The 26,395-nt window shown below is 42.8% G+C and carries 19 protein-coding genes; 3 read left to right on the top strand and 16 right to left on the bottom strand.

All coding sequences use genetic code 11. The features are described from left to right. Window positions 1–51 precede the first annotated feature (51 nt). Complete coding sequence (locus ACNURT_RS17610; RefSeq protein WP_419698826.1) at window positions 52–1,494, bottom strand: arginine deiminase family protein; 1,443 nt, start codon at window positions 1,492–1,494, stop codon at window positions 52–54. 86 nt (window positions 1,495–1,580) lie between these two features. On the opposite strand from ACNURT_RS17610, the gene argS reads away from it, so the two are divergent. After that, window positions 1,581–3,347 (top strand): arginine--tRNA ligase, encoded by a 1,767-nt coding sequence (gene argS, locus ACNURT_RS17605; protein WP_419698825.1) that lies wholly within the window; start codon window positions 1,581–1,583, stop codon window positions 3,345–3,347. 146 nt (window positions 3,348–3,493) lie between these two features. On the opposite strand, the gene ACNURT_RS17600 is transcribed toward argS, so the two are convergent. From ACNURT_RS17600 to ACNURT_RS17575, 6 genes are all read right to left on the bottom strand, one after another. Next, window positions 3,494–3,784: a hypothetical protein gene (locus tag ACNURT_RS17600; RefSeq protein ID WP_370995067.1), complete on the bottom strand. Its 291-nt coding sequence runs from the start codon at window positions 3,782–3,784 to the stop codon at window positions 3,494–3,496. A gap of 53 nt (window positions 3,785–3,837) precedes the next feature. Beyond that, window positions 3,838–4,743, bottom strand: a complete 906-nt coding sequence (locus ACNURT_RS17595; protein WP_419698824.1) for a 3-hydroxyacyl-CoA dehydrogenase family protein — start codon at window positions 4,741–4,743, stop codon at window positions 3,838–3,840. Window positions 4,744–4,812: 69 nt separating this feature from the next. After that, window positions 4,813–5,430, bottom strand: a complete 618-nt coding sequence (gene bioD, locus ACNURT_RS17590; protein ID WP_419698823.1) for a dethiobiotin synthase — start codon at window positions 5,428–5,430, stop codon at window positions 4,813–4,815. Beyond that, window positions 5,420–6,550 (bottom strand): aminotransferase class I/II-fold pyridoxal phosphate-dependent enzyme, encoded by a 1,131-nt coding sequence (locus tag ACNURT_RS17585; protein ID WP_419698822.1) that lies wholly within the window; start codon window positions 6,548–6,550, stop codon window positions 5,420–5,422. Before ACNURT_RS17585 ends, bioD begins: the two co-directional genes overlap by 11 nt. A gap of 57 nt (window positions 6,551–6,607) precedes the next feature. After that, a complete protein-coding gene (locus tag ACNURT_RS17580) occupies window positions 6,608–6,982 on the bottom strand; it encodes a hypothetical protein (RefSeq protein ID WP_419698821.1) in 375 nt (124 codons plus the stop codon). A gap of 74 nt (window positions 6,983–7,056) precedes the next feature. Then, window positions 7,057–7,833 (bottom strand): XRE family transcriptional regulator, encoded by a 777-nt coding sequence (locus ACNURT_RS17575; RefSeq protein ID WP_419698820.1) that lies wholly within the window; start codon window positions 7,831–7,833, stop codon window positions 7,057–7,059. A gap of 86 nt (window positions 7,834–7,919) precedes the next feature. On the opposite strand from ACNURT_RS17575, the gene ACNURT_RS17570 reads away from it, so the two are divergent. Beyond that, window positions 7,920–8,276, top strand: coding sequence for a nuclease (locus ACNURT_RS17570; protein ID WP_090471830.1), 357 nt, complete (start codon window positions 7,920–7,922; stop codon window positions 8,274–8,276). Here the strand turns inward: ACNURT_RS17570 and msrB are convergent. The 4 genes from msrB to ACNURT_RS17550 all read right to left on the bottom strand — a co-directional run bounded on the left by msrB (window position 8,266) and on the right by ACNURT_RS17550 (window position 15,319). Further along, window positions 8,266–8,742: a peptide-methionine (R)-S-oxide reductase MsrB gene (gene msrB / locus ACNURT_RS17565; RefSeq protein WP_419698819.1), complete on the bottom strand. Its 477-nt coding sequence runs from the start codon at window positions 8,740–8,742 to the stop codon at window positions 8,266–8,268. The two genes, ACNURT_RS17570 and msrB, sit on opposite strands and share 11 nt — an antisense overlap. 151 nt (window positions 8,743–8,893) lie before the next feature. Continuing rightward, window positions 8,894–9,496, bottom strand: a complete 603-nt coding sequence (locus tag ACNURT_RS17560) for a fasciclin domain-containing protein (protein ID WP_419698818.1) — start codon at window positions 9,494–9,496, stop codon at window positions 8,894–8,896. A gap of 118 nt (window positions 9,497–9,614) precedes the next feature. Next, window positions 9,615–12,830 (bottom strand): tolB protein precursor, encoded by a 3,216-nt coding sequence (locus ACNURT_RS17555; protein WP_419698817.1) that lies wholly within the window; start codon window positions 12,828–12,830, stop codon window positions 9,615–9,617. A 152-nt stretch (window positions 12,831–12,982) separates the two neighbouring features. After that, on the bottom strand, window positions 12,983–15,319 hold the full coding sequence (locus ACNURT_RS17550; protein ID WP_419698816.1) for a penicillin-binding protein 1A: 2,337 nt from the start codon (window positions 15,317–15,319) through the stop codon (window positions 12,983–12,985). A gap of 280 nt (window positions 15,320–15,599) precedes the next feature. On the opposite strand from ACNURT_RS17550, the gene ACNURT_RS17545 reads away from it, so the two are divergent. Beyond that, window positions 15,600–16,478 (top strand): polyphosphate kinase 2 family protein, encoded by an 879-nt coding sequence (locus tag ACNURT_RS17545; protein WP_419698815.1) that lies wholly within the window; start codon window positions 15,600–15,602, stop codon window positions 16,476–16,478. Between the two features lie 275 nt (window positions 16,479–16,753). Here the strand turns inward: ACNURT_RS17545 and ACNURT_RS17540 are convergent, their stop codons facing one another. From ACNURT_RS17540 to ACNURT_RS17520, 5 genes are all read right to left on the bottom strand, one after another. Continuing rightward, window positions 16,754–17,119 (bottom strand): hypothetical protein, encoded by a 366-nt coding sequence (locus tag ACNURT_RS17540; protein ID WP_370995079.1) that lies wholly within the window; start codon window positions 17,117–17,119, stop codon window positions 16,754–16,756. 298 nt (window positions 17,120–17,417) lie between these two features. Next, window positions 17,418–20,021, bottom strand: a complete 2,604-nt coding sequence (locus tag ACNURT_RS17535; protein WP_419698814.1) for a GH92 family glycosyl hydrolase — start codon at window positions 20,019–20,021, stop codon at window positions 17,418–17,420. 630 nt (window positions 20,022–20,651) lie between these two features. Continuing rightward, entirely contained in the window at window positions 20,652–23,792 is a 3,141-nt protein-coding gene (locus ACNURT_RS17530) for an efflux RND transporter permease subunit (RefSeq protein ID WP_370995081.1), read from the bottom strand. A 98-nt stretch (window positions 23,793–23,890) separates the two neighbouring features. Further along, window positions 23,891–24,994, bottom strand: coding sequence for an efflux RND transporter periplasmic adaptor subunit (locus tag ACNURT_RS17525; RefSeq protein WP_419698813.1), 1,104 nt, complete (start codon window positions 24,992–24,994; stop codon window positions 23,891–23,893). Between the two features lie 22 nt (window positions 24,995–25,016). Further along, entirely contained in the window at window positions 25,017–26,291 is a 1,275-nt protein-coding gene (locus ACNURT_RS17520) for a TolC family protein (RefSeq protein WP_419698812.1), read from the bottom strand. Window positions 26,292–26,395 lie beyond the last annotated feature (104 nt).

Raw genomic sequence — 26,395 nt, 5'->3', positions numbered from 1 at the left:
GAAAATTAATTGAATGTTATTTCATTATTCTGCCAATCCTTTAATTCTGATTCAGACAACTTTATCTCTTAAAAGCGGCATGCTCATGCAATGAAAACCACCACGAGCCCTGGAAAGTTCTGCTGATGGCATTAAAATTAAAGTATTGGTCAATTCTTGCGGATCAAGCTCGCCCGATTCAAATTTCTGTAACAAATCGGTCACCCTGATTACATTAAACCCATTTTGCTTAAATGCCTCCACGGTTTTATCGTTACGGTCGTATCCCAAAACCACACCTTCTTTAATAGCCAGCAGGTTGCATGAATCTGTCCATTGCTCGCGTGCATCAAATGGGAAGGTATTATTACCCGAATAAATGAACTTTGTTTTATGGCCGCTTTCCAGATCATTTTCACTGATATCAGCCAGCAGATCTTCGATACAGCCGAATAATCTGGGCTTCTCGCCTTTTTCAAACTGTACAATTTCAGCTCGTTCTTTTTGTTTTTTATCGGCAAACCAGGAGATGGGTTCCTGTTCTTCAATAGGGGCTTCTGCTACTGCCAGGGAACGCAACAGTACCCAGGTATCTCGCTTAACCTGTGTGAAAACCGTATCAATATGCATGTAATCGCGCTTGTGCGGAATTTTTACAATGGTTACCTTTTTTACCACATCGTTATCAAACAAAAGCTTAATAGCCTCATTGGCACCGCTGATGGATGTGCGTTCGCTGCAGCCGATAACCAAATGTTGCGGACTTACCATCATCACATCACCGCCTTCCAGCGTTGTTTTCTCAAGATTGTCTTCGCCCGGGCGTAAAAAATGCTGGGCGGTTTCGGGAATTTCGAGAATATTGTTGCGGTATTCCGCAAATAGGGGGTGATTAAAGAATATATACCGTGCCAGCAGCGTTTCGCGGAAACGTGCCTTTTTTGCGGGTTTATTCAACAACATGTGATTGTTGATGGCAATGCCAATATCTCTCGAAAATATGAGGTTGGGTATAGGAGCGAAGATCATCTCTTCGGTACTTAATGAACCCGATATGAATATTTTGGCCAGCTCAACAGGATCGGTATCTATCAGTTGCTGCTGCAAGCGGTAGTTACAGCTTTCAATAGCACAAACGGATGCTACCAGTTTTTCGCGGATATCGGCCTGCTTTAAAATATCGGCCAGTAAGGTTTGTATCTCAATTACTTTGCCCGAAGCGTGAAAGCCTGGGTTGTCGGGCTTAAAAAATGTACGTTGATGGTCATGATCAACTTGCTGTAACTTGCCTTTGATTTTATCTGGATCCAAAAAATAAAGCAACAATTTTACGTAATAATCATACTCGTTTTTACGCATGGTATCCAGGTGCACAATGTCTTCAAACAACCAGTCCTGGGCTTTTGACGGTACTACTTTACCCAGGCCACTATCTGGGCTGTGGATGAGTAAAGTGCGGAGCGTTCCAATTTCGGAGGTTACATCTATTCTAAAATCGTTGTTTTTAAGTGTCATAAATGGATATAAGAAGAACAAATCTATTCAGAATAATCAACATTTTATTATAACAAGGATATTGGCAATTTAATTAATTTTGCCGGATGGATTTTATTATTGAGGCAGCTGTTAAAGCAATAAAACAACTATATCAAACAGATGTAGCCCCGGCTGCTATAAGTTTACAGGAAACCCGGAAAGAATTTGAAGGGCAAATAACCATAGTCACTTTTCCTTTTACCAAATTTTCGCGCAAGGGGCCAGAGCAAACCGGCGCCGAAATAGGGGAGTATCTGAAAAATGAACTGAAAGAGGTTGCCGCCTTTAATGTGATCAAAGGCTTTTTGAATATCTCCATAAGCGACGAATACTGGATAGGGCAACTATATAACCATATACTATCGGATGATTTTGCCATAGCCAAGCCCAACGGACACAAAGTAATGGTGGAATATTCATCGCCCAACACCAACAAGCCACTGCACCTTGGGCATATCCGTAACAACCTGTTAGGCTACTCGGTAGCGCAGATATTGGGTGCGGCCGGGTACGAGGTTATAAAAACCAATCTGGTGAACGATCGCGGTATCCACATCTGCAAATCCATGCTGGCCTGGCAAATGTTTGGCAATGGTGAAACACCTGAATCCTCAGGCATGAAAGGCGATCATTTGGTAGGTAAATATTATGTACTGTTTGATAAGGCTTATAAAACCCAAATAGAAGAGTTGAAAGCCGAAGGTCAAAGTGAAGATGAGGCCAAAAAGAATGCGCCTGTTATCAAACAAGCCCAGCAAATGCTGCAAAAGTGGGAAGCAGGCGATGCCGAAGTGATCGATTTGTGGAAAACCATGAATGGCTGGGTATATGCAGGTTTCGCTGAAACTTATAAGCAACTGGGTGTCGGTTTCGACAAATATTACTACGAATCAAACACCTATCTTTTAGGTAAGGATATTATTGAAGAAGGTCTGGAAAAAGGTGTTTTCTTCAGAAAGCCGGATGGCTCTGTTTGGATAGATTTGACACCTGATGGCCTTGATGAGAAACTGGTATTACGTTCAGACGGTACCTCTGTTTACATTACCCAGGATTTGGGTACCGCCCAATTAAAATATAATGACTTTCACATGGATAAGTCTATCTATGTGGTTGGCAACGAACAAGATTATCACTTTAAAGTGCTGTTCCTGATATTACGTAAACTGGGTAAGGCCGGAGCTGATGGATTGTTCCATTTGTCGTACGGAATGGTTGATTTACCATCGGGTAAGATGAAATCGCGCGAGGGTACCGTAGTTGATGCTGACGATCTGATGGCCGAAATGGAAGCTACAGCCAAAGAACAAACCGAAGCTATGGGTAAGGTTGATGGTTTTAGCGAGGAGGATAAGCAGCAATTATATCATACTATAGGTATGGGAGCGCTTAAATATTTTCTGCTCAAGGTTGATCCTAAAAAACGTTTATTGTTTGATCCTAATGAATCGGTTGATTTCCAGGGGCACACCGGGCCATTTATACAATATACACATGCCCGTATCAAGTCGGTACTGAGCAAAGCGAATTACCAGGTTAATACTACAGTTGGAGTCACCGAACTTGCTGATGTAGAGCGCGACCTGATCGTATTGTTAACTCAATTTCCTGATATCATCCGTACAGCAGCAAATGATTACAGTCCGGCTGTTATAGCCAATTATGCCTATGAACTGGCTAAAGTATATAACAAGTTCTATCACGAAAAATCAATCCTGCAAGCTGAGGATGAGATATCCAAACAATTCCGGTTGCAGTTATCGGCATCATCGGCCAAAGTGATCAACAGGGCTATGAACCTGTTGGGCATTGATGTGCCCGAGCGGATGTAACCCCCCAACCCCCTGAAGGGGGAGCTTTTAATGTGCAGATTACAGATGTGCAGATATAACACTAAGGCCTGGTTCTAAAAAGAACCAGGCCTTAGTGTTTGAAATTAGATTTTAAAAAAAAACTCCCCCTTCAGGGGGCTGGGGGGCTATCTCCAATAGCCTCTGTGCCATGCATATCCCCGACGAACCGGGTGCCAGTAGCCTCGTACGTAAGTACGACCGGGACGTGGATGTGCATAATAACCATTTATATAAACATATCTTCCGCCGCGCCATGCCCATTCACCAGGTACCCAGTAAGCGCCGGGATAGGGAGCTACCGGACGTACATACACGGGTTCTGCAGGGCGTTCGGCAACATAATAATCAGCAGCACATGAACTGAATAAGGTGCCGGTTAAGGCCAGTAATAATCCTATTTTTGCTATCTTTTTCATCTGTAATATGTTTTAATTTAAAGCAGTTACAGATTTATAGACAGTTGGAATATTTATTGGTTTAATGAATTTTTGGTGAATTTGGTCGCCACAACCAGGTCTTTACTGCCCGGCGTATACTTATAAAAGCCGCTTCCTGTTTTTGCACCCAGGTGACCGGCTGTTACCATGTTTACCAGTAAAGGGCATGGCGCGTATTTTTGGTTGCCAAAACCATCATATAATACCTTTAAAATGGCCAGGCAAACATCAAGCCCAATAAAATCGGCCAGTTGCAAGGGGCCCATGGGATGTGCCATGCCTAATTTCATCACGGTGTCAATCTCTTCAACACCGGCAACCCCTTCATATAAGGTATAAACGGCTTCGTTGATCATCGGCATCAGGATCCGGTTGGCCACAAAGCCTGGGTAGTCGTTTACCTCAACCGGATCTTTACCCAAAGTTCTGGACAATTGCATCACGGTTTGCGTAACTTTATCGGTAGTAGCATAACCTCTGATCACTTCTACCAGTTTCATTACAGGTACCGGGTTCATAAAGTGCATGCCTATCACGTTGCCTGGATTTTTAGTAACAGCAGCAATCTGGGTGATGGATATGGATGATGTGTTAGAAGCGAGGATCACCTCGTTACTGCAAATATCACTTAGCTGTTTAAATAGCTTTAGTTTGATCTCCCTGTTCTCAGTTGCAGCCTCTATTACCAGGTCAGCATTTTCTGCTCCGGATGACAGATCCGTATATGTTTTGATACGGCTTAGTGTATCGGTTTTTAGTTGCTCGTCGATAGATCCTTTTTTTACCTGCCGGTCAAGGTTGTTGGCAATGGTTTGTACGGCCTTGTTTAAAGCTTCGGCGTTAATATCAATCAATGATACTATAAAGCCATGCTGCGCAAAGGTATGCGCTATGCCATTTCCCATTGTTCCTGAACCTATTACGGTAATGTTTTTCATAGTATGTGCTTCTAAAATGGTAAAAGCTAAATTGAGGTAAATTATTTGCTTAGCAAAATGATTGCGCTACTATAAGGTAATATAGCTCCCTGCTCCGCGTATTTTTTTGGAGTTTATGGTATCTAAAACAGGTACATGACCCAGTTCTTTTACACCAGAGTAATTGAGGATAAATGTTTTTGAGTAGATATCCTTATCCCCGTTAAATACAATGCCGCGCACAGGTATTTCATATTGTTTAAGCATACTAAGCGACAACAGGGTGTGGTTGATACTTCCCAAATAATTTTGGGATACCAGTATCACCTGAGCGTTTAATTGTTTGATCAGGTCAATGATCAACGCGTTATCATTAAGCGGTACCATGAGTCCACCGGCTCCTTCTATGATCAGCTGATTGTCGGTTTTGGGTAGAATAATAGTTTGAATATCAATCACTACGTTATCAATAGCGGCCGATTTATGCGGCGAAAATGGCTGGGTCAGACGATAAGCTTCGGGATAAAAGCGGGTGGTCTTGTTCGATACCAGGTCCCGCACCTTGAGCGTATCGCTATTATCGAGATCGCCGGACTGTATGGGTTTCCAATAGTCGGCCTTTAGTTTTTCTGTTACGATGGCCGAAATAATTGTTTTGCCAACCCCGGTGCCTATACCGGTAATAAATATGGGTTGTTTATCGGGCATTTATAAATTGATTAATAGTGTCAGTAAGTTTTATAATGTCATCGCTTGTGTTAAATGAGTGCAGGCAGATACGGATCCTTTCGGTGCCGGCGGCAATTGTTGGACTAAGTATGGCCCTTACATCAAGCCCCTTGTTTTGCAAAGTGTTGGCTATATCACGAGCCTTATTATTACTGCCAAGCACGATGCATTGAATAGGGCTGTCGCTATTTAATAATGGATATGTGCCTTTCGGGGTGATCTGTTCTTTAAACAGGTTGATATTGTTTTTGAGATCTATGATCTCCTGTTCCGCACTATTTAGCAATTGGTAAGCCATTTTTACAGATGCCAGCTGATGAAAGGAGGCAGCTGTTGTATAAATAAAAGGACGGGCAAAGTTGATCAGATATTGTCTTAATATCTCGCTGCCCAATACAATGGCCCCGTGACCACCCAGTGCTTTACCAAATGTAACGATTGATGCGAAAACCCGTTTTTGTAAGCCAAGTTCGCTAACCAGTCCTGTACGGTACAAGCCTACTGAATGAGCTTCATCAACAATTAAGTTAGCGCCGTATTTTTCTGTAATATGCAGTATATCCAATAGCGGGGGAGTATCCCCATCCATAGAATAAACGCTTTCGATCACTACGTAGCAATTTCCTTTAGCCAGTTTTAATTTAGCTTCCAGGCTTTCGGTATCATTATGTTTGAAGCTGTAACGATTGGCATAGCTTAGTCGGGCGCCATCAATTGCCGAGGCGTGGATCAGTTCATCCAGGATAATAGTATCGCCACGCTGTGCTAACGATGATAACAAACCCAGGTTGGCATCATACCCGGAATTAAAAAGGAGACCAGCCTGGTATTGATGATAAACAGCAATGGTTTTTTCCAGGTCTTCGGCATATTGTAAATTACCAGATAACAGCCGGGACCCGGTTGAGCCATTAAAGCTATGCGGGTGATTTTGTACTTCCTGCTCAATGCTGCTCTTTAGGGTGGCAGATCGTGCAAAGCCAAGATAATCGTTAGAGCAAAAATCAATAAGATCGTTTTCGGGTTTTAATGTCCTGTACGTTCCTGATGATTGCCTTTCGTTAAGCCTGGTTTTTAAATATATTTCTGCAGCCGTCAAATGAAAATGATTTGTGCAAAAATATAAAAAGCGGCGCTAAGCCGCTTCTATTATGAATTAATTTTGTGAGCCGCCTCCGCCGCCACCTTGTCTCATTCTGTCCATGCGTTCTTTCATGGCGGCATCATAAGCAGTAGCTTGTTCTGGTGTTAAAAGGGCTTTGATCTTATCATTAGTTGCTTTCATCATTGGCATCATAGCGCTTCTCATCGCATCCCTATCGCCATTTGCTGCTGTTCTAACGCTATCCATTTTGGTAGCCTGTTCTTTATATATGGCGGTCACTTTAGTGGTTTGATCGTCAGAAAGCTTTAGCTGTGTTTGCAGAGCTTTAGCCCTTTCTTCCGGACTTTTTCTCATACCGCCACCTTGTGCACGGCTTACCGCTGAAATCCCGATAAGGAAACAGCACATTAACAACAATTTTTTCATAGCTTTTAATTTATTTACGTTTTATAATCTTAGGATAAAGATATGCCGTAAAGGTTTAAATAAGCTGATGTAACTTAATTGTTGCTTTGTTGTAAATTGGATATGGAGCGCTGCATCTGGGCCATCATACTGGTGAGGCTTTCCATGGTAGGCTCAGGTGTGGGTTGCGGTAATTGTGTGGAGATATAGCCTTTTGCCTTCCATATTTCCAGCACATCCTCGCCGTTTATTTCATAGGGCTCATAAACAGGATTATCCGATATTAATTTGAGCTTTTTGTTTTCTTTAAATTTATTACCGATACGTTTATATACAACCCCATCGTTTTTAGATATCACAATATAAGTTTCGCCGCTTTTTATGTCGGCCCAGTTCTCCAGGTATTCACCTATAATAATATCGCCTGATATTATAGGCAGCATTGAATCGCCTTTTATTTCAAAAGCACGATAGGTGCCTTGTTTAAACATAGGCAGATAAAATTTAGGTAATTGAGATACATATTCAGGATCGGCATAGCCATTTAGGTAGCCCGCGCTTGCTTTTAGCGGTACCATTTCAATATTCTCATTATCCTCTTTATCAACAGAGATGCTCAGTATGCGCAGGTTAGCCGGATTGCCTTTAGGTTTTGGCGCCCATTTTTCATCGATGGTTTCGTTAATAAAATCATCAATAGTAATGTCAAAAAATATTGCTAAAATTTTTAGTAGTTCGTATTTGGGTTCGGCTCTTTCTTCTTCATAAGCACCTACTAATGAGCGTTTTATACCTAACTGATCGGCAAATTGCTGCTGGGTTAAACCCTTCTTTTTGCGGAGAAACTTAATATTTTGTGAAATTATTGACATAAAATTTGCATTTGCTAAAATTATTAGTAATTTTATGCTCATAAAGTTAGTAATAAATATTGGTTCACCAAAATTTTTATCATAAAATGAAACGTTTTGTATATATCATCACCGACAGGAACAGGAAAAATCTTCACGTTGGTTTATGCTCAGATCTGGTAAAGACACTGCAATTCTACAGCGATATGCCCACTTTATTTTTCGACAGCGCACAGCAGCTTAATCGTTTGGTTTATTTTGAAGAGATCAATACTGAAGAACAGGCTATGGAACGTTTTAAAGTAGTAAGCACTTACACCCGCCCGCAAAAAGAAAAAATGATCAGACCTGTTAATCCGGACTGGATAGATCTGACCATTGGTTTAAAGTTTGAAAGTGGTTTACGGGTAAGGCCGCAATTGCGCCCATCTGTAAATGCTAATCGCCGGGCGGTTACTTTTTAATGAATTTTAATGCACCCGAGTTCATGCAGTATCTTTTGCCGCCACGGTCTGCAGGGCCGTCGTCAAAAACATGACCCAGGTGTAAACCAGTGCTTTTTTCAATAACTTCGTCGCGGCTCATGCCGTAACTGTCGTCATGTACAATGGCAACTTTTTTGGAGTCGACGGGTTTTACAAAACTTGGCCAGCCTGTACCGCTGTCAAATTTATCATCGGAGCTAAATAATACTTCGCCGGTAGCCGCGCTTACGTAAACACCCTTTTGGTGATTGTTCCAGTAGTCGTTTTTATAAGGTGGCTCTGTACCGCTTTCAACCATAATATGGTATTGGTGGGGGGTTAATGTTTTTTTCCACTCTTCTGCTGGTTTGCTCAGCTTCTTTTTGGCAATCTGGCCACTGCTGTTCTGACAGCCAAATGCAGTCACAACAAATAATATCGCTATTACTAAAATTGATCTTTTCATTTTTAAGTATTTAATCAATATAAATAGAATAATGAGTTATTACACTCATTGGGCTTTTGTTTGTTTAGTCGCCAATAGCAACAAAACCTTACAAATATTATATCTTAAATACGTAATACTGTTTTAGGCAGATTGTCATTCGCCTGTATTATTATACGGCTTTGGGTTTGGGCAACAGCACTTTGTTGATGATATGTACTACGCCGTTGCTTTGTGCAATATCAAACCGGGTAATGATACTTTGACCACCGGTTTCATCCTCTAATACAATATTATTATTGCCATCAATTTTAGCGATCAGTTTGCCTCCGCTAAGCGTAGTTAAAGTAGTTGCCCCTTTATGCTTATTGATCAGCTTATGTAATTCCTTGGCGCTAAATTTCCCGGCAACAGCGTGATAAGCAAGGATGTGGGTTAACTCCCAAACATGCGAGGGTTTTGAAAGCGTATCGAGCTTACCGGGAGATAAACTTTCAAATGCATCATTAGCGGGCACGAATATGGTAATAGGTCCTTTACTTTTATAAGTCTCGGTTAAGTTGGCCGAACTAACAAAATTATAAAAGATGGACAGATCCTTGTCTGAGGCTATATTTTGTACAATATCATTAGCGGGTTGCATACTGTCGCCGGCAATAGTATGCATCGGGCCTAATGCCGGAATGTTATTAACCGGGTCGGTATCAGCTGCCTGGGCAAGTACGGCGAAGCTACACATCATCAGAGCCAGACTCAATAACAGTATTTTTTTCATATCAGGCTGCAAATATAAACAGATATTATTTCATAACTATTTTAAGCCGTTTAGGTTTTAAATAAAAAAAGCGACTTTATTGCCGCTTTTGCTTTTATTACTTTTATGTGATGTTTGGCTACCATCCGGGTGTAAACCCTAAACCAAATAGTGGCTTTTTAACATCGGTACGATTGAATGGAACAGCCAGGTAAGGCTCCAGCACAAAAGCCCCAAATACGTTAATCCTTAATGATATACCCGCGCTTAACGCCGGAACCCTGCCATACACCGGTTCAGTAACGGGTTGCCCATTTGCTATAGTAGGCGTGCCATCGTCATTAAGTACCGGTTTTTCGCCTATTACCGGCGGATTTTTTTGAAAATAAATATGGTCGCCGGCATTCCAGGCTAAGCCCGCATCGAAAAATAAGTTAAGATCGGTAAATAGGAACTTTGATTTGATCTGGGCCAGTTTCTCGGGTCCGGTAAACGGTAAACGCACTTCGAAGTTGAATACCGCTATGCGGCTGCCAGATAGCTGATCAATGGTAAAGCCATTAGTGCCTGCTTTGCCATTGTTGTAAAAAGTTTGGCCTTCATAACCACGTATATAAAACGGATAGCCTACGTATAAAGGATAAAGCCCGGTGGCATCACCGCCAAAACGACCATAGCCATAAAACCTTGCAGCAAAAGTAACCGGTTCAACCCGTACATACTTCCGGAGATCGATAGTTGGCGCGAAGAAATGGTAGGTGCCGAAATTGTACTCAGCTTCCAGGCGATACCTGAAACCGTTGAGTGGGGCAGTTACACCAAAAAAGGAATTATCGCCCACTAAAGCGGTTGATACCTGAAAAAGCGAGTATGATTTTAGGCTGGTGCCGATCAGTTTACCTTCATCGTCATTGGAGATCTTTTTCTTATCTGATGTTAAATAATTTGTGGTAATGGTTTTGCTTTTATCGGCATTGATAGTGGTATCTAAAGCATAGTAATCGCTGTACCGATCAACCCTGTAGGTGTTGTAGGATGCACCGGCGCCGACTTCAAAACGCGTTGTTTTGGAAATAGGATAGGAGGTGAAGACCCTGGCCGCATCTTCAAAATTGCGTATGATGTCAATATTATCTGAAAGGACAGTCTCGTTTTTACCGCTCACACTTTTTGTTGGGAATGTTCTTGTTTGAATACCAAATTGATAGGGAATGTGCGATATGCCAAAGCCGAGGTTCCATCTGCCGGTTTGATTTACATAGGTTATTGCCGCACCGGAATCATAGATCTGTCCGTTAACCGAGGCTGCCGCGAATATCTGGTTACGTCCCAGGATATCACTAAATACCCCTTGTATGCCGCTTGAAAGACTTGTACCGTAAAAACTACTTACGCCAATGCCAATACCACTGCCAGCCAAATAATCAAGTTTAAACTTGGGTTTGTAAGCGATGTCGACAACCGAATCGGCAGGAATCTTTTTATAAGCCAGGTAGTTATTTAAGTTGGAGTTGATCAGATCGACACCAACAGCGCGGGCCGGTGGCAGTATGCCTGCACTAAAGTTAACATCTGTAGCCTGCAAAGTAACCGGTTTAAAATCGGATGCCTTAGCATTGTACAGGGAGTACTTTTGAGCACGATAATAGGAGTAAACCACATCATCGTGATTGGAGATACTTAACGCCGGCGAATATTCGGTAATACCACAGATACCTGTAAACAGATCGGTCATTTGCTCAATTTTACCGCTGCTGAGGGTGTAACGGTACATATTGCGGAAACCATCGCGGTTGGATAAAAAGTATACCTGCGAACCATCGGCAGAGTATTGCGGGTTCAGGTTATTTGAACCGTTGAATATTTTGATGTCGGTTATTTTGCCTGTGGCCAGGTCAAGCTCCGCCAGGTTAAATGGGATATCCTGTTCTAACGACTGGTCATAAGTGCTTCTGTCGCTCGAGAAGATGATCTTTTTACCATCCCTGGAATAGCTGGGTTGATAATCGGAATATTTATCGTTGGTTAGCTGGGTAACTTTTTTGGTATCAAAATTATAAGAGTACAGATCGCCTTGCCCTTCGGATAACCCCTGGAAAACAATGTCTTTACCATTGGGCGACCATGAAAGGTTACTGAACTGTTCGGCTTTTTCCATAGAGACATCATCCAGTGTATTGCCGCTTGCAACATCCACCACGATCATTCTGTTTCGGCCTTTGCTGAATACACTGAAAGCAAAGCGTTTACCATCCGGTGACCACGTGCCTGCCGATTCTATAAAGTTAAACTCATCAATATGCGTATTGGATACTTTGCTCGTGAGCTTTCGTAATATGCGCCCCGTATGCGCGTCGGCGAGATAAAGATCAATGGAGAACAAACTTTTAGCCGATAAAAAGGCTACATAGTTTCCATCCGGGCTTACAGCCGGTGCCACTACCAGGTCGCCGCCTGTTTTGCTGTCTATCAATTTAAGACCTACCGGTTTTTGAATGGTATCTTTTAAAAAGGGTTTATAAGTGTTCTCGATGGAGGTTTTCCATAAGCGCGACAAGGTCTTGTCATCGTACCCAAAGGTACGCCTGATGCCATAATTAAGGCCATAGCGTGCCGTGTTCTTAAAGAAGGGTACAATTACCGTGTCGCCATAGGTTGAGCCTAGGAACGACCAGAAAGCCTGGCCATAACGATAGGGGAAATACTTATTGCTTTCCGTAAGGTCGCGTACAGTGGGAATATCATGGTTCAGGTAGGCATCACGCATCCACATGGCCGTGTACGAATCCTTTTTGCCTAATGACAGGTATTCGGCCATACCCTCGATCATCCACAGCGGGATATTATTGATCTCCTCGAAACTATCGCCTTCGCCAGCCTGCAGCGCCCGATACTGAAAAGCGTGCACCAGCTCGTGCCCGATAACGTGGCGGGTGGTTTGGTTGGTTTCCATCACCGGCATTACTACCCGGTTTTTCAGGCCTTCGGTAACACCACCTGTGCCCACGCCAATTTCGCCGTCGATAGCGGTAGTTTGCTGAAAATCGGGGTGGTTGGCATATAAAATAATAGGGTTGGCTGTCTTAAACGTGTCTTTAAAAACCTGTTGATGTAATGTATACCACAGCTCGCTTTCCTGGGCAAAGCGCTTTACCATACTATCATTTTTTAGGTAATAGTAAATTTCAAAATGCGGGGTTTTATAAACTTTAAACTTGAGATTTTTATAACGCACTTTATTTTGCCCAAAATATTGAGCATAGGCACCGGTGCTTATCAACAAGGAACCTATAAAACAAAGGAGTATAAGGGTAAGTTTTTGGGCCCTATTTGATAAGGAGTAGTGTTTATTCATAACTTAACTAAATAGATATCGCTAATTTAATGAAAAATATGTGTGGATGTGCAGATATACGGATGTGCAAATATGCATATGATAAATAAGTGAAATGTATCATCCATTCATCATCTGCACATCTAAAATCTGCATATCTGCACATCTGTCCGCTATTGTCCCGGTGGCGTGCCTTCCTGATTTTCAGGTGTAGTGGTTGGTGCTGCCGGTGTAGGTAATACGTGCGTTGTATCAATAGGGTTGCTTGTGCTGTCAACCGTCGCGGTATCGGTCACTATTCTTGGCGACGGACAATTGTACTCCTTGGTGATTTTTACCCATGGTTTCGGGAACGGTCCGTAAGTATATCCCGATTTTGGATCGGCATAAACTTTTTCCATAAAGCGGCCAAAAATAGGCAGGGCCGTGTGCGAGCCTTCACCGGTTTCGGAGGTGGTGAAGTGAACACTGCGGTCATCAGCGCCAACCCATATACCGGTTACCAGGTCTTTGGTGATGCCCATATACCAGCCGTCGACATAATCAGACGAAGTGCCTGTTTTACCGCCAATTTGGTTATTGTCTTTTTTCCATAGCCCCGGGTACTCCCATAAAGCCTGTGAGGTACCGCCCGGTTCTTCCATTCCACCGCGGAACATATACAGCATCAGCCAGGCTGTTTCCGGACTGATCACCTGCTCTTGTTTTAAGGTAAATTCTTTCAATACGCTGCCGTCCTGATCCTCAATTCTGGTTACCAGTATGGGGTCTAATTTCTGGCCTTTGTTCAGGAAGGTGCTGTATGCCCTTACCATTTCAAAAACCGAAACATCATTCGAGCCTAATGATACCGATGGTACCGATTTAAGCGGACTTTCGATACCGCATTTATGGGCGTATTCTACAATTTTATCCCAGCCCACTTTTTCGGTCAGCTGCGCAGTGATGGAGTTTACCGATTTACCCATGGCCCAGCGTAATGACATTTCGCGGTATGAGAAATTAAAGTCGGCATTGTTGGGCTGCCAAACTTCATCCTTACCGTTGTCTTTATATTTAATAGTTACGGGTTTGTCCGTAAATTTATCGCAGGGAGTAAAACCATTATCCAGCGCGGTTAAATAAGCAAATGGCTTAAAGGTTGAACCTGCCTGGCGGCGTGCCTGGTTTACGTGGTCGTAATTAAAAAAGCGATGATCGATACCGCCTATCCATACTTTTATTTTACCTGTTGACGGCTCCAGGGTCATCATACCGGTATTCAGGATCTTCGCGTAATATTTGATCGAGTCGATGGTCGAGAAGGTAGTATCTTTTTCACCGTTCCAGGTAAAAACGGTCATCCGTTTCTTCTGTTTAAAATATTGCTGAATTTGAACAGTATCGCCTTTATATTTCTTTTCCAGCAAACTGAATATAGGCAGGCGCTGTTCGTTTTTCAGGATAAAATCCTTAATCTCCACGCCCTTGGAGTCGCGCCACGGGTTTTTATTACCCCATAGGTTATTAAAACGCTTTTGCAGCATCTTCATTTTTTCGGCAACGGCTTCTTCGGCATATCGCTGCAGGCGCGAATCAATGGTGGTATATATTTTTAGGCCATCCTCATATAGGTTATAGCCATTCTCTTTACACCATTTATCCAGCCATTTTTCTACCGCGCGGCGCAGGTACGAGTCGCCATGCGAATCTTCTTCCACATAGCTCAGATCAAGTTTTATTGGCGCTTTAAAACTGGTATCGTAACCAATTTTGGTCAGATAGCCATATTTCTGCATCTGCCCTAACACGATGTTACGGCGCTCCAACGCACGCTCAGGGTTTTTAATAGGGTTGTAGCTTGAGGTAGCTTTAAGCATACCGATAAGCAACGCTGCTTCTGCCGGACTAACCTTATCCGGTGTTTTGTTAAAATATTTTAATGAAGCGGTTTTAATACCGAAAGAGTTATTGCCAAAAGGCACCGTATTTAAATACAGCGTAAGTATTTGCTCCTTGTTATAAACATGTTCAATTTTAAAGGCGGTAAGCCATTCCTTACACTTGTAAACGATGGTGCGGATCACCGGGATATGCTTAATAAAACCCTGCGATTTGCGTTTACGGGTTTCAAACAGGTTTTTGGCCAGCTGTTGCGTAATGGTACTGCCCCCGCGGCGTTCGCCTTTGGCCGTAGATAGCATACTGGTAAAAAACGAGTAGAAATCAACACCGTTATGTTTGTAAAAACGTACGTCCTCGGTTGATATAAGAGCGTTTATGAGATTGGGCGAGATGTTTTTGAGCTCCACAGGGGAGCGGTTCTCTTTATAGTATTGGCCTATCAGCTTACCATCTGCTGTGTATACTTCAGAACCAACAGACATTACAGGGTTTTTAATATCCTGCATATCAGGTGAGTAACCTGAAAGCGAGAGGAAATTGAGTTCGATACAACAAAAAAAGATGATGACGAAGTAAATAAATATGGCGAAATATCTTAGAAATCGGTTTCGTATACGTCGGAACATTGGGTAAAGATGTAAAATAATGACACTAAATCATAGCACCAAACAAATATTAATATATACAGTTTACATAAAAGTTATAGTATACCCTGCACCAACCTGTTTGCACGCATAAGGCATTAAATTTTCAGTACCTTAAAACCGTATTAATTTAGGTTCGGTCAATTTTGAATTGATCACTGTGGATGCGGATAATTATAAATTTAAACAAACAGTACCGTTATCAACGCAATTTTAACATCTAAATTTTAAGTTGACAAAACTGTAAGGCAATTTTTTTGATATGAGTAACATAATTAACAAGTTTAAGATCGATAATGGTAAGGGTTTTTCGCTTAAAGATCATGATGCCGCTTATGCAGATGGTTTTGAAAAAGATGATGCCAAAGAAGTGCTCACTGCACTGATAGAAGAAACAACCGACCTGCAAACAGAGCTTTACGCTGCTAATAAATATGCGCTGCTCATCATCTTTCAGGCGATGGATGCGGCCGGTAAGGATAGCGCCATTGAGCATACCTTTTCGGGCTTAAACCCTCAGGGCTGCCAGGTATATAGTTTTAAACAACCCAGTGCCGAAGATTACCAGCACGATTTTTTATGGCGCCATTACAAAACCCTGCCCGAGCGTGGTCGAATCGGTATCCATAACCGCTCGCATTATGAAAATGTGCTCATTACCAAAGTGCACCCGGAACTCATATTAAAAGAAAATTTACCCGGTATAAATAATGTAAAAGACATTGACTCCAAATTTTGGGATAAGCGTTATCAAAGTATCCGGGCCTTTGAAGAGCACCTTACCGGTAATGGAACGGTGATCATTAAGTTTTTTCTGCACGTTTCAAAAAAGGAGCAAAAGGAACGTTTTCTGGAACGAATAGACGACCCGAAGAAGAACTGGAAATTTTCGGCATCTGATGTTGAAGAGCGTGGGTATTGGGATGACTACATGGATGCTTATCAAAAAGCTATCCAGGAAACCGCCACCAAGGATTGCCCCTGGTATGTAATACCTGCCGACAAAAAATGGTTTACCCGTATAGCTATCTCCAATGTGATCCTGCAAACCCTAAAAGACCTGAAATTAAAATACCCGGTACTTCCAAAAGAAGAAAAGGACAGGTTAGAAGAGTGTAAAAAGATACTGAAAAAGGAGTAATGGTATAAGAGACTCATCCCAACGTCGCTACGCTCGTTGACCCTCTCTTCAGCTTCGCTGTAAAGAGGGTGGGGAAATTATAATAATAAATCATGTCATTGCGAGCGTAGCGTGGCAATCTCCTCGCGTTTTCATTGATTAGAATAGCTACGAGATTGCTTCGTCGTACCTCGCAATGACATAGTTATTTTCCATTCCCACTTTCTGGCGAAGCCGGAGAGTGGGTGGTGCAGCGAAGCATAGACCGGGTGAGTCCCCTCTACGAGAGGACAATATTATATATTCGAGAACATCGTTTGTGCCCTTTCGCCGATAAGCGGTATTGGTTTACTTTCGCCGTTAATGGCGCCTATAAAGCCTATCACCCATAAAATAAATAACCCAACGCGGATTATCCAAAAAAGTGAATAGCCCATAGTATATCCGCCGGAGAAAAAGATAGCCGCGAAAATAGCCGAAGCCGCCCAGTAAATAACTATGGAAACGATATGAAATAATAGCGTTTGCCTTAACTGATAGCTTGCCTGCGCGGTTTTATTATCCTTATACATAGCGAAATAAGCGATAAGCCAGCCGATGATAAAAAAATAACTTACAATTCCGGCTGTTTTGCCGTTGTCTGTTGATGGTGAGTCGTTCATGGTGATTAATGATTTAGATTTATTGATTATTAATTAAAGCTAACCATATTTTGCCATCAATGTTTTAATTTTTTGTAAATCATGCTATTAGGGATGTCGTGGAACCCGCATCCCGTTGTTCGTGTCCTTACAAACAACTTTGCGATTGCTGGCGAGAGTATTGCGATGGGGAAAGAATCGAATGTCATTTCGAACGAGGAGAAATCTTTTTCGCAGAATAGGTCAATCGTAAAAGATTTCTCTTTCGCACAGCGCTCATCCCCACTATGCTCTATCGAAATGACATCCTTAAAAAAGATTATTCTGTTTTTACAAAACTGGCCTCATCAATAAAACTGCTTTTACCATTTACAATAGCTACAGCCTTAACTGTTGTATTGGCAGAGATAGTAACAGGTGCATTATACAAGATTGAGCTGGCAGTAGGCGCGGATCCATCAAGCGTATAATATATTTTGGAATCGGTATCCGCGCTTTTGATCTGGATGCTGAAGGGTTGTTTGAATGTTTTGGATGGCGCTATGATATACGGATTAGTGACGATGAGATTATCGGTAATGGAGGATACGGGTTTCTCCAGGTCCTGCAAAAACAGTTTGTTGGACAGTCTGCCGGTAAATACCTCAAATTCGCCGCCATCGGCTATGTTGCTGTAATTTAAGTACAGTTTATTATACGATTTTTTGGCGAGGCTCATGCCCTGCAAATAGGTATTGGCCCGGCTTATGCCCGCACCCGGATTGGCAATAACGAACTTTTTGCCGTTCTCGAGGTAAACCGTAGCCTTATCAAATTGCGGGATCCCCACCAGGAACTGATTTTGCCCCGGGGCTATATTATAAATGCCCAGGGAGCTCATCACATACCAGGCCGACATCTGTCCGCAATCTTCATTACCTGCCAGTCCATCTGGTTTTTCGCTGTATTCCTCGCGCAGGATCCGGTCGATATAAAACTGGGTTTTATCGGGCGAATCGGTAAAATTATATAAGTAGGCCATGTGATGGCTTGGCTCGTTGCCATGCGCATACTGACCGATCAAACCGGCCACATCGGGTGGTGCATTACCACTCAGTTTTGAATCAGTGGTAAACAACTCATCCAGTTTGGCTTCAAAAGCCTGTTTTCCACCCATGCGCGTTATCAATCCATCAACATCCTGAGGCACCAAAAATGAGTATTGCCAGGAGTTACCTTCTGTATAATTATGGTTGATCTCGGTAGGATTAAAAGGAGCAAACCAGCCGCCGTTAACACGGGCCTGCATAAAACCGTTTTGGTTATTATATACGTTTTTCCAGTATTGAGCACGTTGTATGTATTCGGTATAATCCTGTGGTTTATCCAGCATTTTGGCCATCTGGGCAATGCACCAGTCGTCATAAGCATACTCCAGCGTTTTCGAAACAGATTCCTTTTGCGCATCGGCCTGTACAGCACCATTTTTACGGTAGTTATCCAAACCAAACTGGTCGCGGTTTACGGCAGCTTTCATGGCCGTAAAAGCTTCGGCCACATCAAAATCGCGGATGCCTTTGGCGTATGCGTCCACAATAACCGGGATGGAATGATTGCCGATCATACAATAGGTTTCGGAACTGGCCAGCGGCCATATGGGTAATAAACCACCCTGCTCATACATCGCCAGGAAGGTTTTGATAAAATCACGGGTACGTTTTCTGTCGATAAGCGTTAGCAAAGGGTTTTCGGCACGGAAAGTATCCCATAATGAAAATACGGTATAGTAGTTAAAGCCCTGTGCGGTATGTATCTTTTGATCGAGTCCGAGATATTGCCCGTCTACATCATTATAAATGTTTGGCGCCAGCATGGCGTGGTATAAGGCGGTATAGAAAATGGTTTGTTTGATGCGGGAATAATCGGGCACAACAGGTCGTTTTTCTTTAGGTACGCGACCATTGCCGCCGCCATTTGCGCGAAGTTCTGTTTGGGCGGCTTGTGTGGCCTGGGCAACGGTAGGGGCGCCGCCCTCCACCTGGATCTTGTTCAGTTCGGTATTCCATGTGGCTCTTGCCGTTTTTTGTATCTTTTTAAAGTCGAAATCAGGCACTTCGGCATCCAGATTTTTTAAGGCTCCTTCGGCGCTTACCGCAGATATACCTACTTTGGAAATTACCTCACCGGGGTTATCAAACTGCAGGTACATTTTGATGTTTTTGCCTTCTACTTTTTTCTGGCCCTCCTGTAATTGATCGTTACTGGCTATGCCATAAGTTTTAAAGGGTTTGGAGAACTTGGCGTAAAAATAAATCCGCTGACCTTTTGCCCAGGAACTGGATTCGCGATAACCACGCACTTCATGATCATTCACTACCTCTATCCAGGAATTGATCACGATGTCGCGGTGCTGCAGATCTATGATGATGTTGGCTTTTGGGGTGCTGGGGTAATCATAACGATGTACACCGACCCGGGTAGTGGCGGTAAGCTCCACACCAATGTTGTATTTATCAAGCAGGGTTTTATAATATCCGGGAGAGGCCAGCTCGTTCTTCTTTTTAAAGCCCGAGCGGTAATCGGTGTTTTTAAACTGTGGATCGCCGGTGGTAGGCATAAATAATACGTCGCAATAATCGGCAATGCCGGTACCGCTCAAATGCGTATGTGAAAAGCCATAAACTACCGTATCTGTAAAATGGTAACCTGAGCAGCCATCCCAACCGGTTAAACGCGTATCCGGACTAAGCTGTACCATGCCAAAAGGCAACACAGCGCCGGGATAAGTATGTCCATGTCCGCCGGTGCCGATAAAAGGATCAACCAACTGGGCGTAATCCTTCTCTTTTTTCTTTTCGGCCTTTTGGGCAAGGGCCATAGACGCTGTAGTCAGTAACAAAGAAAATACTAAAACATTACGGAACACAAATTTTATAGCGGGCATACAGGTAAATGCTGTTTATTATATCGCGCAAATTAAAACTTAAATGTTACAATTAGTAAAAAATCAGTTGGTCCCGGTAGAGCGTAACAAAATTGTCGCAGACGACTCACCCGACCGTCGCTACGCTCGGCCCCCCTTTCTTCAGCTTCGCTGGAAAGAGGGAATTCTGAAAAGTTTGTCATCGTGAGGAATGAAGGATCTTCTTCGATATGCCTATCGTATAATAGATGCTTCACTACGTTCAGCATGACAAATCTATTTTTTCCTGCCCTCTTTTCGCCGCAGGCAAAGATAGGGTCGCCCAGCGAAGCGCAGGCGGGGTGAGTCGTCTAAACTGGCAAGGAATACTCCACCTATTTTTCGTGTATTTTGTATGTATCAAGAGCCCCGGTTTCCATTATTCATGGAAACCGGGGCTCTTGAGTTATGGTCCGCAAGAGACAAAAAGTAGACCATTTTATATAGTTATTGATTGTCAGTTTATCAATACTTTTTAAACCTTTTAAAACTTCTCGAAAATTTGTTAAAAAGTGTTAAAATGGCGTTGAAACTTTCAAAAACAGGGTAAAAAGCAATGCCTTTTGCCCTGTTTTATACTAAAAATTGTTAAAATTTAATGTTTAAAAAGTTTTAAGCATTACGCACTACTCCCATTTTTTTCAAAAGCTTGCGGTTTTCGCGGCGGTGAATTAAGCGGTAAACAATGGCGTAAATGATCGGCAATATCAACAGCGTCAAAATGGTTGAGGTCACCAGACCGCCAATCACCACAATGGCTAATGGCTTTTGGGTCTCGGAACCAATACCGGTTGATACGGCCGCAGGTAATAAACCAATAGCTGCCATCAGGGCGGTCATCACTACCGGCCGTACCCTTGAAATTACGCCTTCCAGTATGGCCTCGTTAAGGTGCATCCGCTCTTCAAGGTTCTTCCGGAAAACGGATACCAATATCACCCCGTTCTGGATACAAACGCCAAACAGGGCTATAAAGCCGATACCCGCAGATATACTAAAGTTAGTGTTGGTAATATGCAAGGCCAATATACCGCCAATAAGCGCGAACGGTACATTCATGATAACCAGTACAGCATCTTTAGCATTGCCAAAGGTGATAAACAAGATCAGAAATATAACCAGTAAACATATGGGTACTACATGGGCCAATGTATTGGAAGCACGGATCTGGTTTTCAAACTCACCGTTCCAGGTAAAGGAATAGCCTTGATCGAGCTTAACAGCAGCGTTTACTTTTTGCTGTGCTTCGGCAATGGTGCTGCCCAAATCACGACCACGCACCGAGAATTTAACCGCTATATAACGCATGTTGTTGTCGCGGTAAATGAAGGCCGGCCCGGTTTGAGTAGTGATGTTAGATATTTCCTTAATGGCGATCTTTGCCCCGTTCATAGTAGGTACCATTAGGTTTTCGATCTTATCCTGTGTATCCCTAAATGGTTTTTGATAGCGGATCCGGATATCAAATTTGCGCTCGCCTTCGTAAAGGGTAGTTGCCGCTTTACCGCCTATGGCCATTTCGATCACGGCATTGGCATCGGCAGTCGATACACCATAAAGAGCCATTTTACGTTGATCCAGCTCAATCCTGAACTCCGGTTGGCCCAGGTTGCGGAGTATACCAAGATCTTCAACGCCTTGAACATGTTTCAGGACATCCATTACGGAGTCGGCTTTATGGTCAAGTACATCAAAATCGGGCCCGAATATTTTTACGGCCATGGAGGCAGGTACACCGGCAACAGCTTCGGCCACATTATCAATGATAGGCTGCGAATAGTTGAAAATGATACCAGGGAATTGACTCAGCTTTTTATCAATATTGGCGATCAATTGTTCCTGTGTCAGACCGCTTTCCCATTGGTCTTTAGGTTTTAGGTCGACCTGTATCTGTACGTTAAAGAAACCTTTAGGGTCGGTACCGTCATTGGTACGGCCAACCTGCGATAGGGTCTGTTTTACCTCGGGGAAGGTTGCCAGTACATCGCGCATTTTGTTGGTCACATTTACGGAGCTTTCCAGCGATGTGCTCATTGGTAATTGTGCGGTTACCCACAAAGCACCCTCGTTAAGCTGCGGTAAAAACTCGCTACCCAAAAACTTAGCCGAAAAGAAGGTTACCGCCATGAAAGATACCGCTACAATTAAACTTAACTTTTGATTACGGTAAGTATAATTAAACATCCGGCGGATGCCATTCTCAAAGAATATAACGATAGGGTTATGTTTTTCCTTAACATTTTTGCTCAGCAATATGCTTGACAGGGCAGGTACCAGAGTAAGGGTGAATATCAATGCCCCAAGTAAAGCAAAACCTAAGGTGTAGGCCAATGGTGAGAACATTTTGCCTTCAACCTTTTGGAAAGCGAAAATGGGTACAAGGCAAGTTAAAATGATGAGCTTGGAAAAGAATATGGCTTTACCCATTTCGGAGCCCACATTTTTAAACAATCCCAGCTTTGCAAGTCCGTTAAATTTTTGCATGCCTACTTCTTTGGCGCGGTGGTCGAGGGCCACAAATATCCCTTCCACCATCACTACGGCACCATCTATGATGATACCGAAATCGACGGCACCCATCGAGAGGAGATTGGCGCTCATGCCTTTTAAGCGTAAACAGACAAAGGCAAATAATAGCGCAAGCGGTATAATGATGGCCACAATAAGCGTAGTACGCCAATCAGCCATGAACAGGAATACGATAACGGTAACCAGGATAATGCCCTCGCACAAGTTATGGATAACCGTTTCGGTACAAAAATCCATCAGGTTGGTACGATCGTAAAAAGTATCGATCTTAACATCTTTTGGCAGTACGTTATTGTTCAGATCAGCTACTTTATCGCGGATCCGTTTTAAAACTTCGGCCGGATTTTCGCCTTTACGCATTACTACGATGCCTTCAATAACGTCGTTGTGCTTGTCGCGCCCAACTTGTCCTAAACGGGGTAGGCCGCTTTCCTTAATTTCGGCAACATCTTTGGCCAGTATAGGTACGTTGTTTACGTTTTTGATGATGATGTTCTGAATCTCATCAATATTATTGATCAAACCGATGCCCCTTACAATGTAGGCCTGGTCATTCTTTTCAATGATATCGCCACCTACGTTGATGTTGCTGCGGTTGATGGCGTTGTATACATCAAGCGAGGTAAGGCTGTATTTCTGCAATAGGGCAGGGTTAACGCTTACTTCGTAGGTTTTTTCTTCACCGCCAAAGCTGTTTACGTCGGCAACACCCGGTACCGATTTAAACTGACGATCCAGGATCCAATCCTGAATAGCGGTAAGTTCATGAATGGTTTTGGTACGGCTTTTAAGTGTATAACGGTATATCTCGCCGGTAGGGCCGTAAGGCGGCTCTACTTCGGGTTTTACACCATCGGGCAGATCGGCATTGCCCAGGCGGCTCAAGACCTGTTGCCGGGCAAAAGCATCGTCCACATCATCGTCAAAAATGATACGTACGTAAGATAAGCCAAATGAGGAAGTAGTACGCAGGTTAGCCTTTTTTTGTACAGAGTTTAAAACGGTCTCCATGGGTATGGTGATCATTTTTTCAACCTCCTCGGCGCTGCGGCCCGGCCATTGCGCTATAATGATGATCTGCGTATTGGTAACATCTGGAAACGTTTCAATAGGGGTATTAAGGTAACTCCATATACCAAGCACTACCAGTACCAGCGTCATGAAAAACACGAAGTAGCGGTGCCTTAATGAAAAGTAGATTATATTTTTAATGAATTTATTCATTTCTTTTTAGTCTTGAGTTTTGAGTGGTCAGTTTTTAGTTTAGGAGGGGTAGGGAGCAGGGGTAAATACTCACCACTGGCTACTTACCACTCGCCATACTATTTATCACCCATTAGCGCGTCATAAAACAACAGCTGGTTTTTAGATATGATCTTATCACCGGCATTTAAGCCAGATGAGATATAGCTAACGTCGTCAACCGTTTTAATTACGCTTACTTCGCGTACTTTTAAATCGCTCTTGCTATTGTATACCACCACATAGTATTTGCTGTTATCAAAAATAACCCCCTTGGCCGGTACCGCTACAGATTGGGCCTTATCGTTATTGGAGATTACTACGTTGGTAAACATTTCAGGCTTCAGCAGCATATCCGTGTTAGGCAAAACGATCTTTATTTTCATGACTTTATTGTCGGGGTCAAGAACGGAGCTGATGGCATCAACCTTACCCGTAAATACTTTACCTGGATAAGCTACGGTGGTTACTTTTGCCATATAGCCAGGTTTAACCTTACTGATATCAGATTCAAATACGTTGGCCCATATCCATACATCTTTCATGTTGGAGATGGTGAACATATTGCCGCTATTATCCGGACGTATAAAACTTCCGGCTGTAATATTTTTTTCGACGATATAGCCGCTCTCGGGAGCTTTAATGATCAAAGAACCACTTGCAGAAGTATTGCCACCACCATTAATGGCAATTTGCTGCTGCACCTTGGTGCTGGCTGCTGCCGCTTTATTGTAGTTTTCTTTGGCTTCTGTATAGTCGCGCTCGCTTGATATACCGTTTTTGTACAGATATTCTGCCTGCTCCAGCTGGCGTTTAGCAATGGCCAGGTCTGACCGGGTTGCTGTCAGATCGGTATAATTACCAGCAATGTCCGCACTGCGCATTACAGCCAGTGTTTGGCCTTTAGTAACCTTATCACCCAGGGAAACCTTAACCTCTTGTATTTGGCCACCAGCGAAAGGGAATACCTTGATCACGTTGTTATCATCATAAGATACCTCACCTGAAAGACTGAGTTCTTCTTTCATGGCAGTGGTTTTAGCCGTATCAATGGTGATCATCCGCGCCATCGAGTCGCTAACGATAACAGGCAGGTTTTCTGCTACGGGTTGTGGTTTACCTTTGCAGGCAGCAAGTAATAGTAAAGCGGAGATGCCGGATAACAGCGTTTCTCTTTTCATCATTATTTTATATTTATAAAAATTATCAGGATTTAATTACAGGAATGCCAACAGCAAAATTAAGATCGGCAATAGATTTTTGAAGATTATACTGCTGCTGCAATATCTTAAGCTTTGTATCTTTATATGTATCAAAAAAGTCAACAAACTCAATCAAGCTGATCTGTCGTTGCTGAAAGCTTTTGAGCATGCTGTTAAATAATTTATCGTATTGCTCATTAAATTCAACTTGCTGCGTAGTAAACAGCTGTTGGTTTAATTTATATTGATTTACAGCGGCAACCACATCATTTTTAAGTTGTAGCTCACTCTGTTTTAAAGTGCTTTCCTGGCTTTGGATGTTATACTTGGCCGATTTAATATTACCCTGGTTACGGTTAAAGAAGGGCAGGGGTAAGCCAATTTCCAGGCCGTAATAGTTAGGAGCATAGTTGCTGTTTTTATCATACGAAGCACCAATGGTAATGTCTGGAACAGCCAACGCCCTCTGATAAGCCAGGTTGTGTGTGGCTGAGTTTAACTGGTACTGGTTCGACAGATAATCCGGTCTGCTCGTTTTGGCTTGCTCAATTAATGAAGGGATATCAAGCGCTACATTCTCGGTTGGTTTATCATTAATGATAGGATCAACAAAAGCAGTCTCTTTAGTTTGCAGCAGGGTTTTTAGTTCGGTTTGCAGATCGTTGATCTGGCGGCTGTTTTCCACCATGTCATTCTGCAAGCCAAAAAGCAAAGCCTTAAGTCTGATCAGGTCTTTCATAGAGGTATTACCAGCATCGTATGATTTTTGGATGGCCTTAACCAGGTTAGTGGCCGAAGTGATCTCGTTCTGATAAACTTTCTCCTGAGCATTAAGTGTAGCGAGCTGACTAAAATCAAGCCGAAGATTATACCGCAGGTTACGCATCAGGTCATTGAAGGCAGCATCCTGTACCATGGCGTCATCTTTGGCCATTTGTACCTGCTTGCCGCGTTTGCCAGCGGTGGTAAATACCTGGTTCAATTGCACAAACACCTGTCCCTGACCTTTACTATGGTCGAAGAATTTATTGCTGCCGCCGGTATGAATATTTTGATCGGTACTAAGCACGGGATTGTCCCAAAGTTTTGCCTGTTGTATGAGCGCCTTCGACGCTTCTACATTATACTTTTGGGCTAAAAGGCTTAAGTTGTTTTCAAGAAATTGTTTCTCAGCATCCTGAAACGTAAGTTTAACGGTGTCAGTTTGGGACTGGGCCCGGGTAGTACTAAAAGTAAAAAGTACGACTGATAAAAAAAGCAGGGGTTTTATTTTATACATAGTCCTTTGTCTATTCAACACTACAAAAATTCACAATAGGTATGAATTTTATATGAAGATGAGTTAATGATAGAAATTAAAAGGACTTAAAATACAATATCAAC

Origin of the sequence: Mucilaginibacter sp. NFX135, assembly GCF_048565145.1 — a bacterium.
In the GTDB taxonomy this organism is placed as follows: Bacteria; Bacteroidota; Bacteroidia; order Sphingobacteriales; family Sphingobacteriaceae; genus Mucilaginibacter.
Note: the sequence above shows the minus strand (reverse complement) of the source record. Positions and strands in the feature narration are given on the sequence as shown.

Bases quoted from the DNA above. Each gene is read 5' to 3' on its own strand.
- ACNURT_RS17610 (WP_419698826.1), bottom strand. From the start codon at position 1,494: ATGACACTTAAAAACAACGATTTTAGAATAGATGTAACCTCCGAAATT.
- argS (WP_419698825.1), top strand. From the start codon at position 1,581: ATGGATTTTATTATTGAGGCAGCTGTTAAAGCAATAAAACAACTATAT.
- ACNURT_RS17600 (WP_370995067.1), bottom strand. From the start codon at position 3,784: ATGAAAAAGATAGCAAAAATAGGATTATTACTGGCCTTAACCGGCACC.
- ACNURT_RS17595 (WP_419698824.1), bottom strand. From the start codon at position 4,743: ATGAAAAACATTACCGTAATAGGTTCAGGAACAATGGGAAATGGCATA.
- bioD (WP_419698823.1), bottom strand. From the start codon at position 5,430: ATGCCCGATAAACAACCCATATTTATTACCGGTATAGGCACCGGGGTT.
- ACNURT_RS17580 (WP_419698821.1), bottom strand. From the start codon at position 6,982: ATGAAAAAATTGTTGTTAATGTGCTGTTTCCTTATCGGGATTTCAGCG.
- ACNURT_RS17575 (WP_419698820.1), bottom strand. From the start codon at position 7,833: ATGTCAATAATTTCACAAAATATTAAGTTTCTCCGCAAAAAGAAGGGT.
- ACNURT_RS17570 (WP_090471830.1), top strand. From the start codon at position 7,920: ATGAAACGTTTTGTATATATCATCACCGACAGGAACAGGAAAAATCTT.
- msrB (WP_419698819.1), bottom strand. From the start codon at position 8,742: ATGAAAAGATCAATTTTAGTAATAGCGATATTATTTGTTGTGACTGCA.
- ACNURT_RS17560 (WP_419698818.1), bottom strand. From the start codon at position 9,496: ATGAAAAAAATACTGTTATTGAGTCTGGCTCTGATGATGTGTAGCTTC.
- ACNURT_RS17555 (WP_419698817.1), bottom strand. From the start codon at position 12,830: ATGAATAAACACTACTCCTTATCAAATAGGGCCCAAAAACTTACCCTT.
- ACNURT_RS17550 (WP_419698816.1), bottom strand. From the start codon at position 15,319: ATGTTCCGACGTATACGAAACCGATTTCTAAGATATTTCGCCATATTT.
- ACNURT_RS17545 (WP_419698815.1), top strand. From the start codon at position 15,600: ATGAGTAACATAATTAACAAGTTTAAGATCGATAATGGTAAGGGTTTT.
- ACNURT_RS17540 (WP_370995079.1), bottom strand. From the start codon at position 17,119: ATGAACGACTCACCATCAACAGACAACGGCAAAACAGCCGGAATTGTA.
- ACNURT_RS17535 (WP_419698814.1), bottom strand. From the start codon at position 20,021: ATGCCCGCTATAAAATTTGTGTTCCGTAATGTTTTAGTATTTTCTTTG.
- ACNURT_RS17530 (WP_370995081.1), bottom strand. From the start codon at position 23,792: ATGAATAAATTCATTAAAAATATAATCTACTTTTCATTAAGGCACCGC.
- ACNURT_RS17525 (WP_419698813.1), bottom strand. From the start codon at position 24,994: ATGATGAAAAGAGAAACGCTGTTATCCGGCATCTCCGCTTTACTATTA.
- ACNURT_RS17520 (WP_419698812.1), bottom strand. From the start codon at position 26,291: ATGTATAAAATAAAACCCCTGCTTTTTTTATCAGTCGTACTTTTTACT.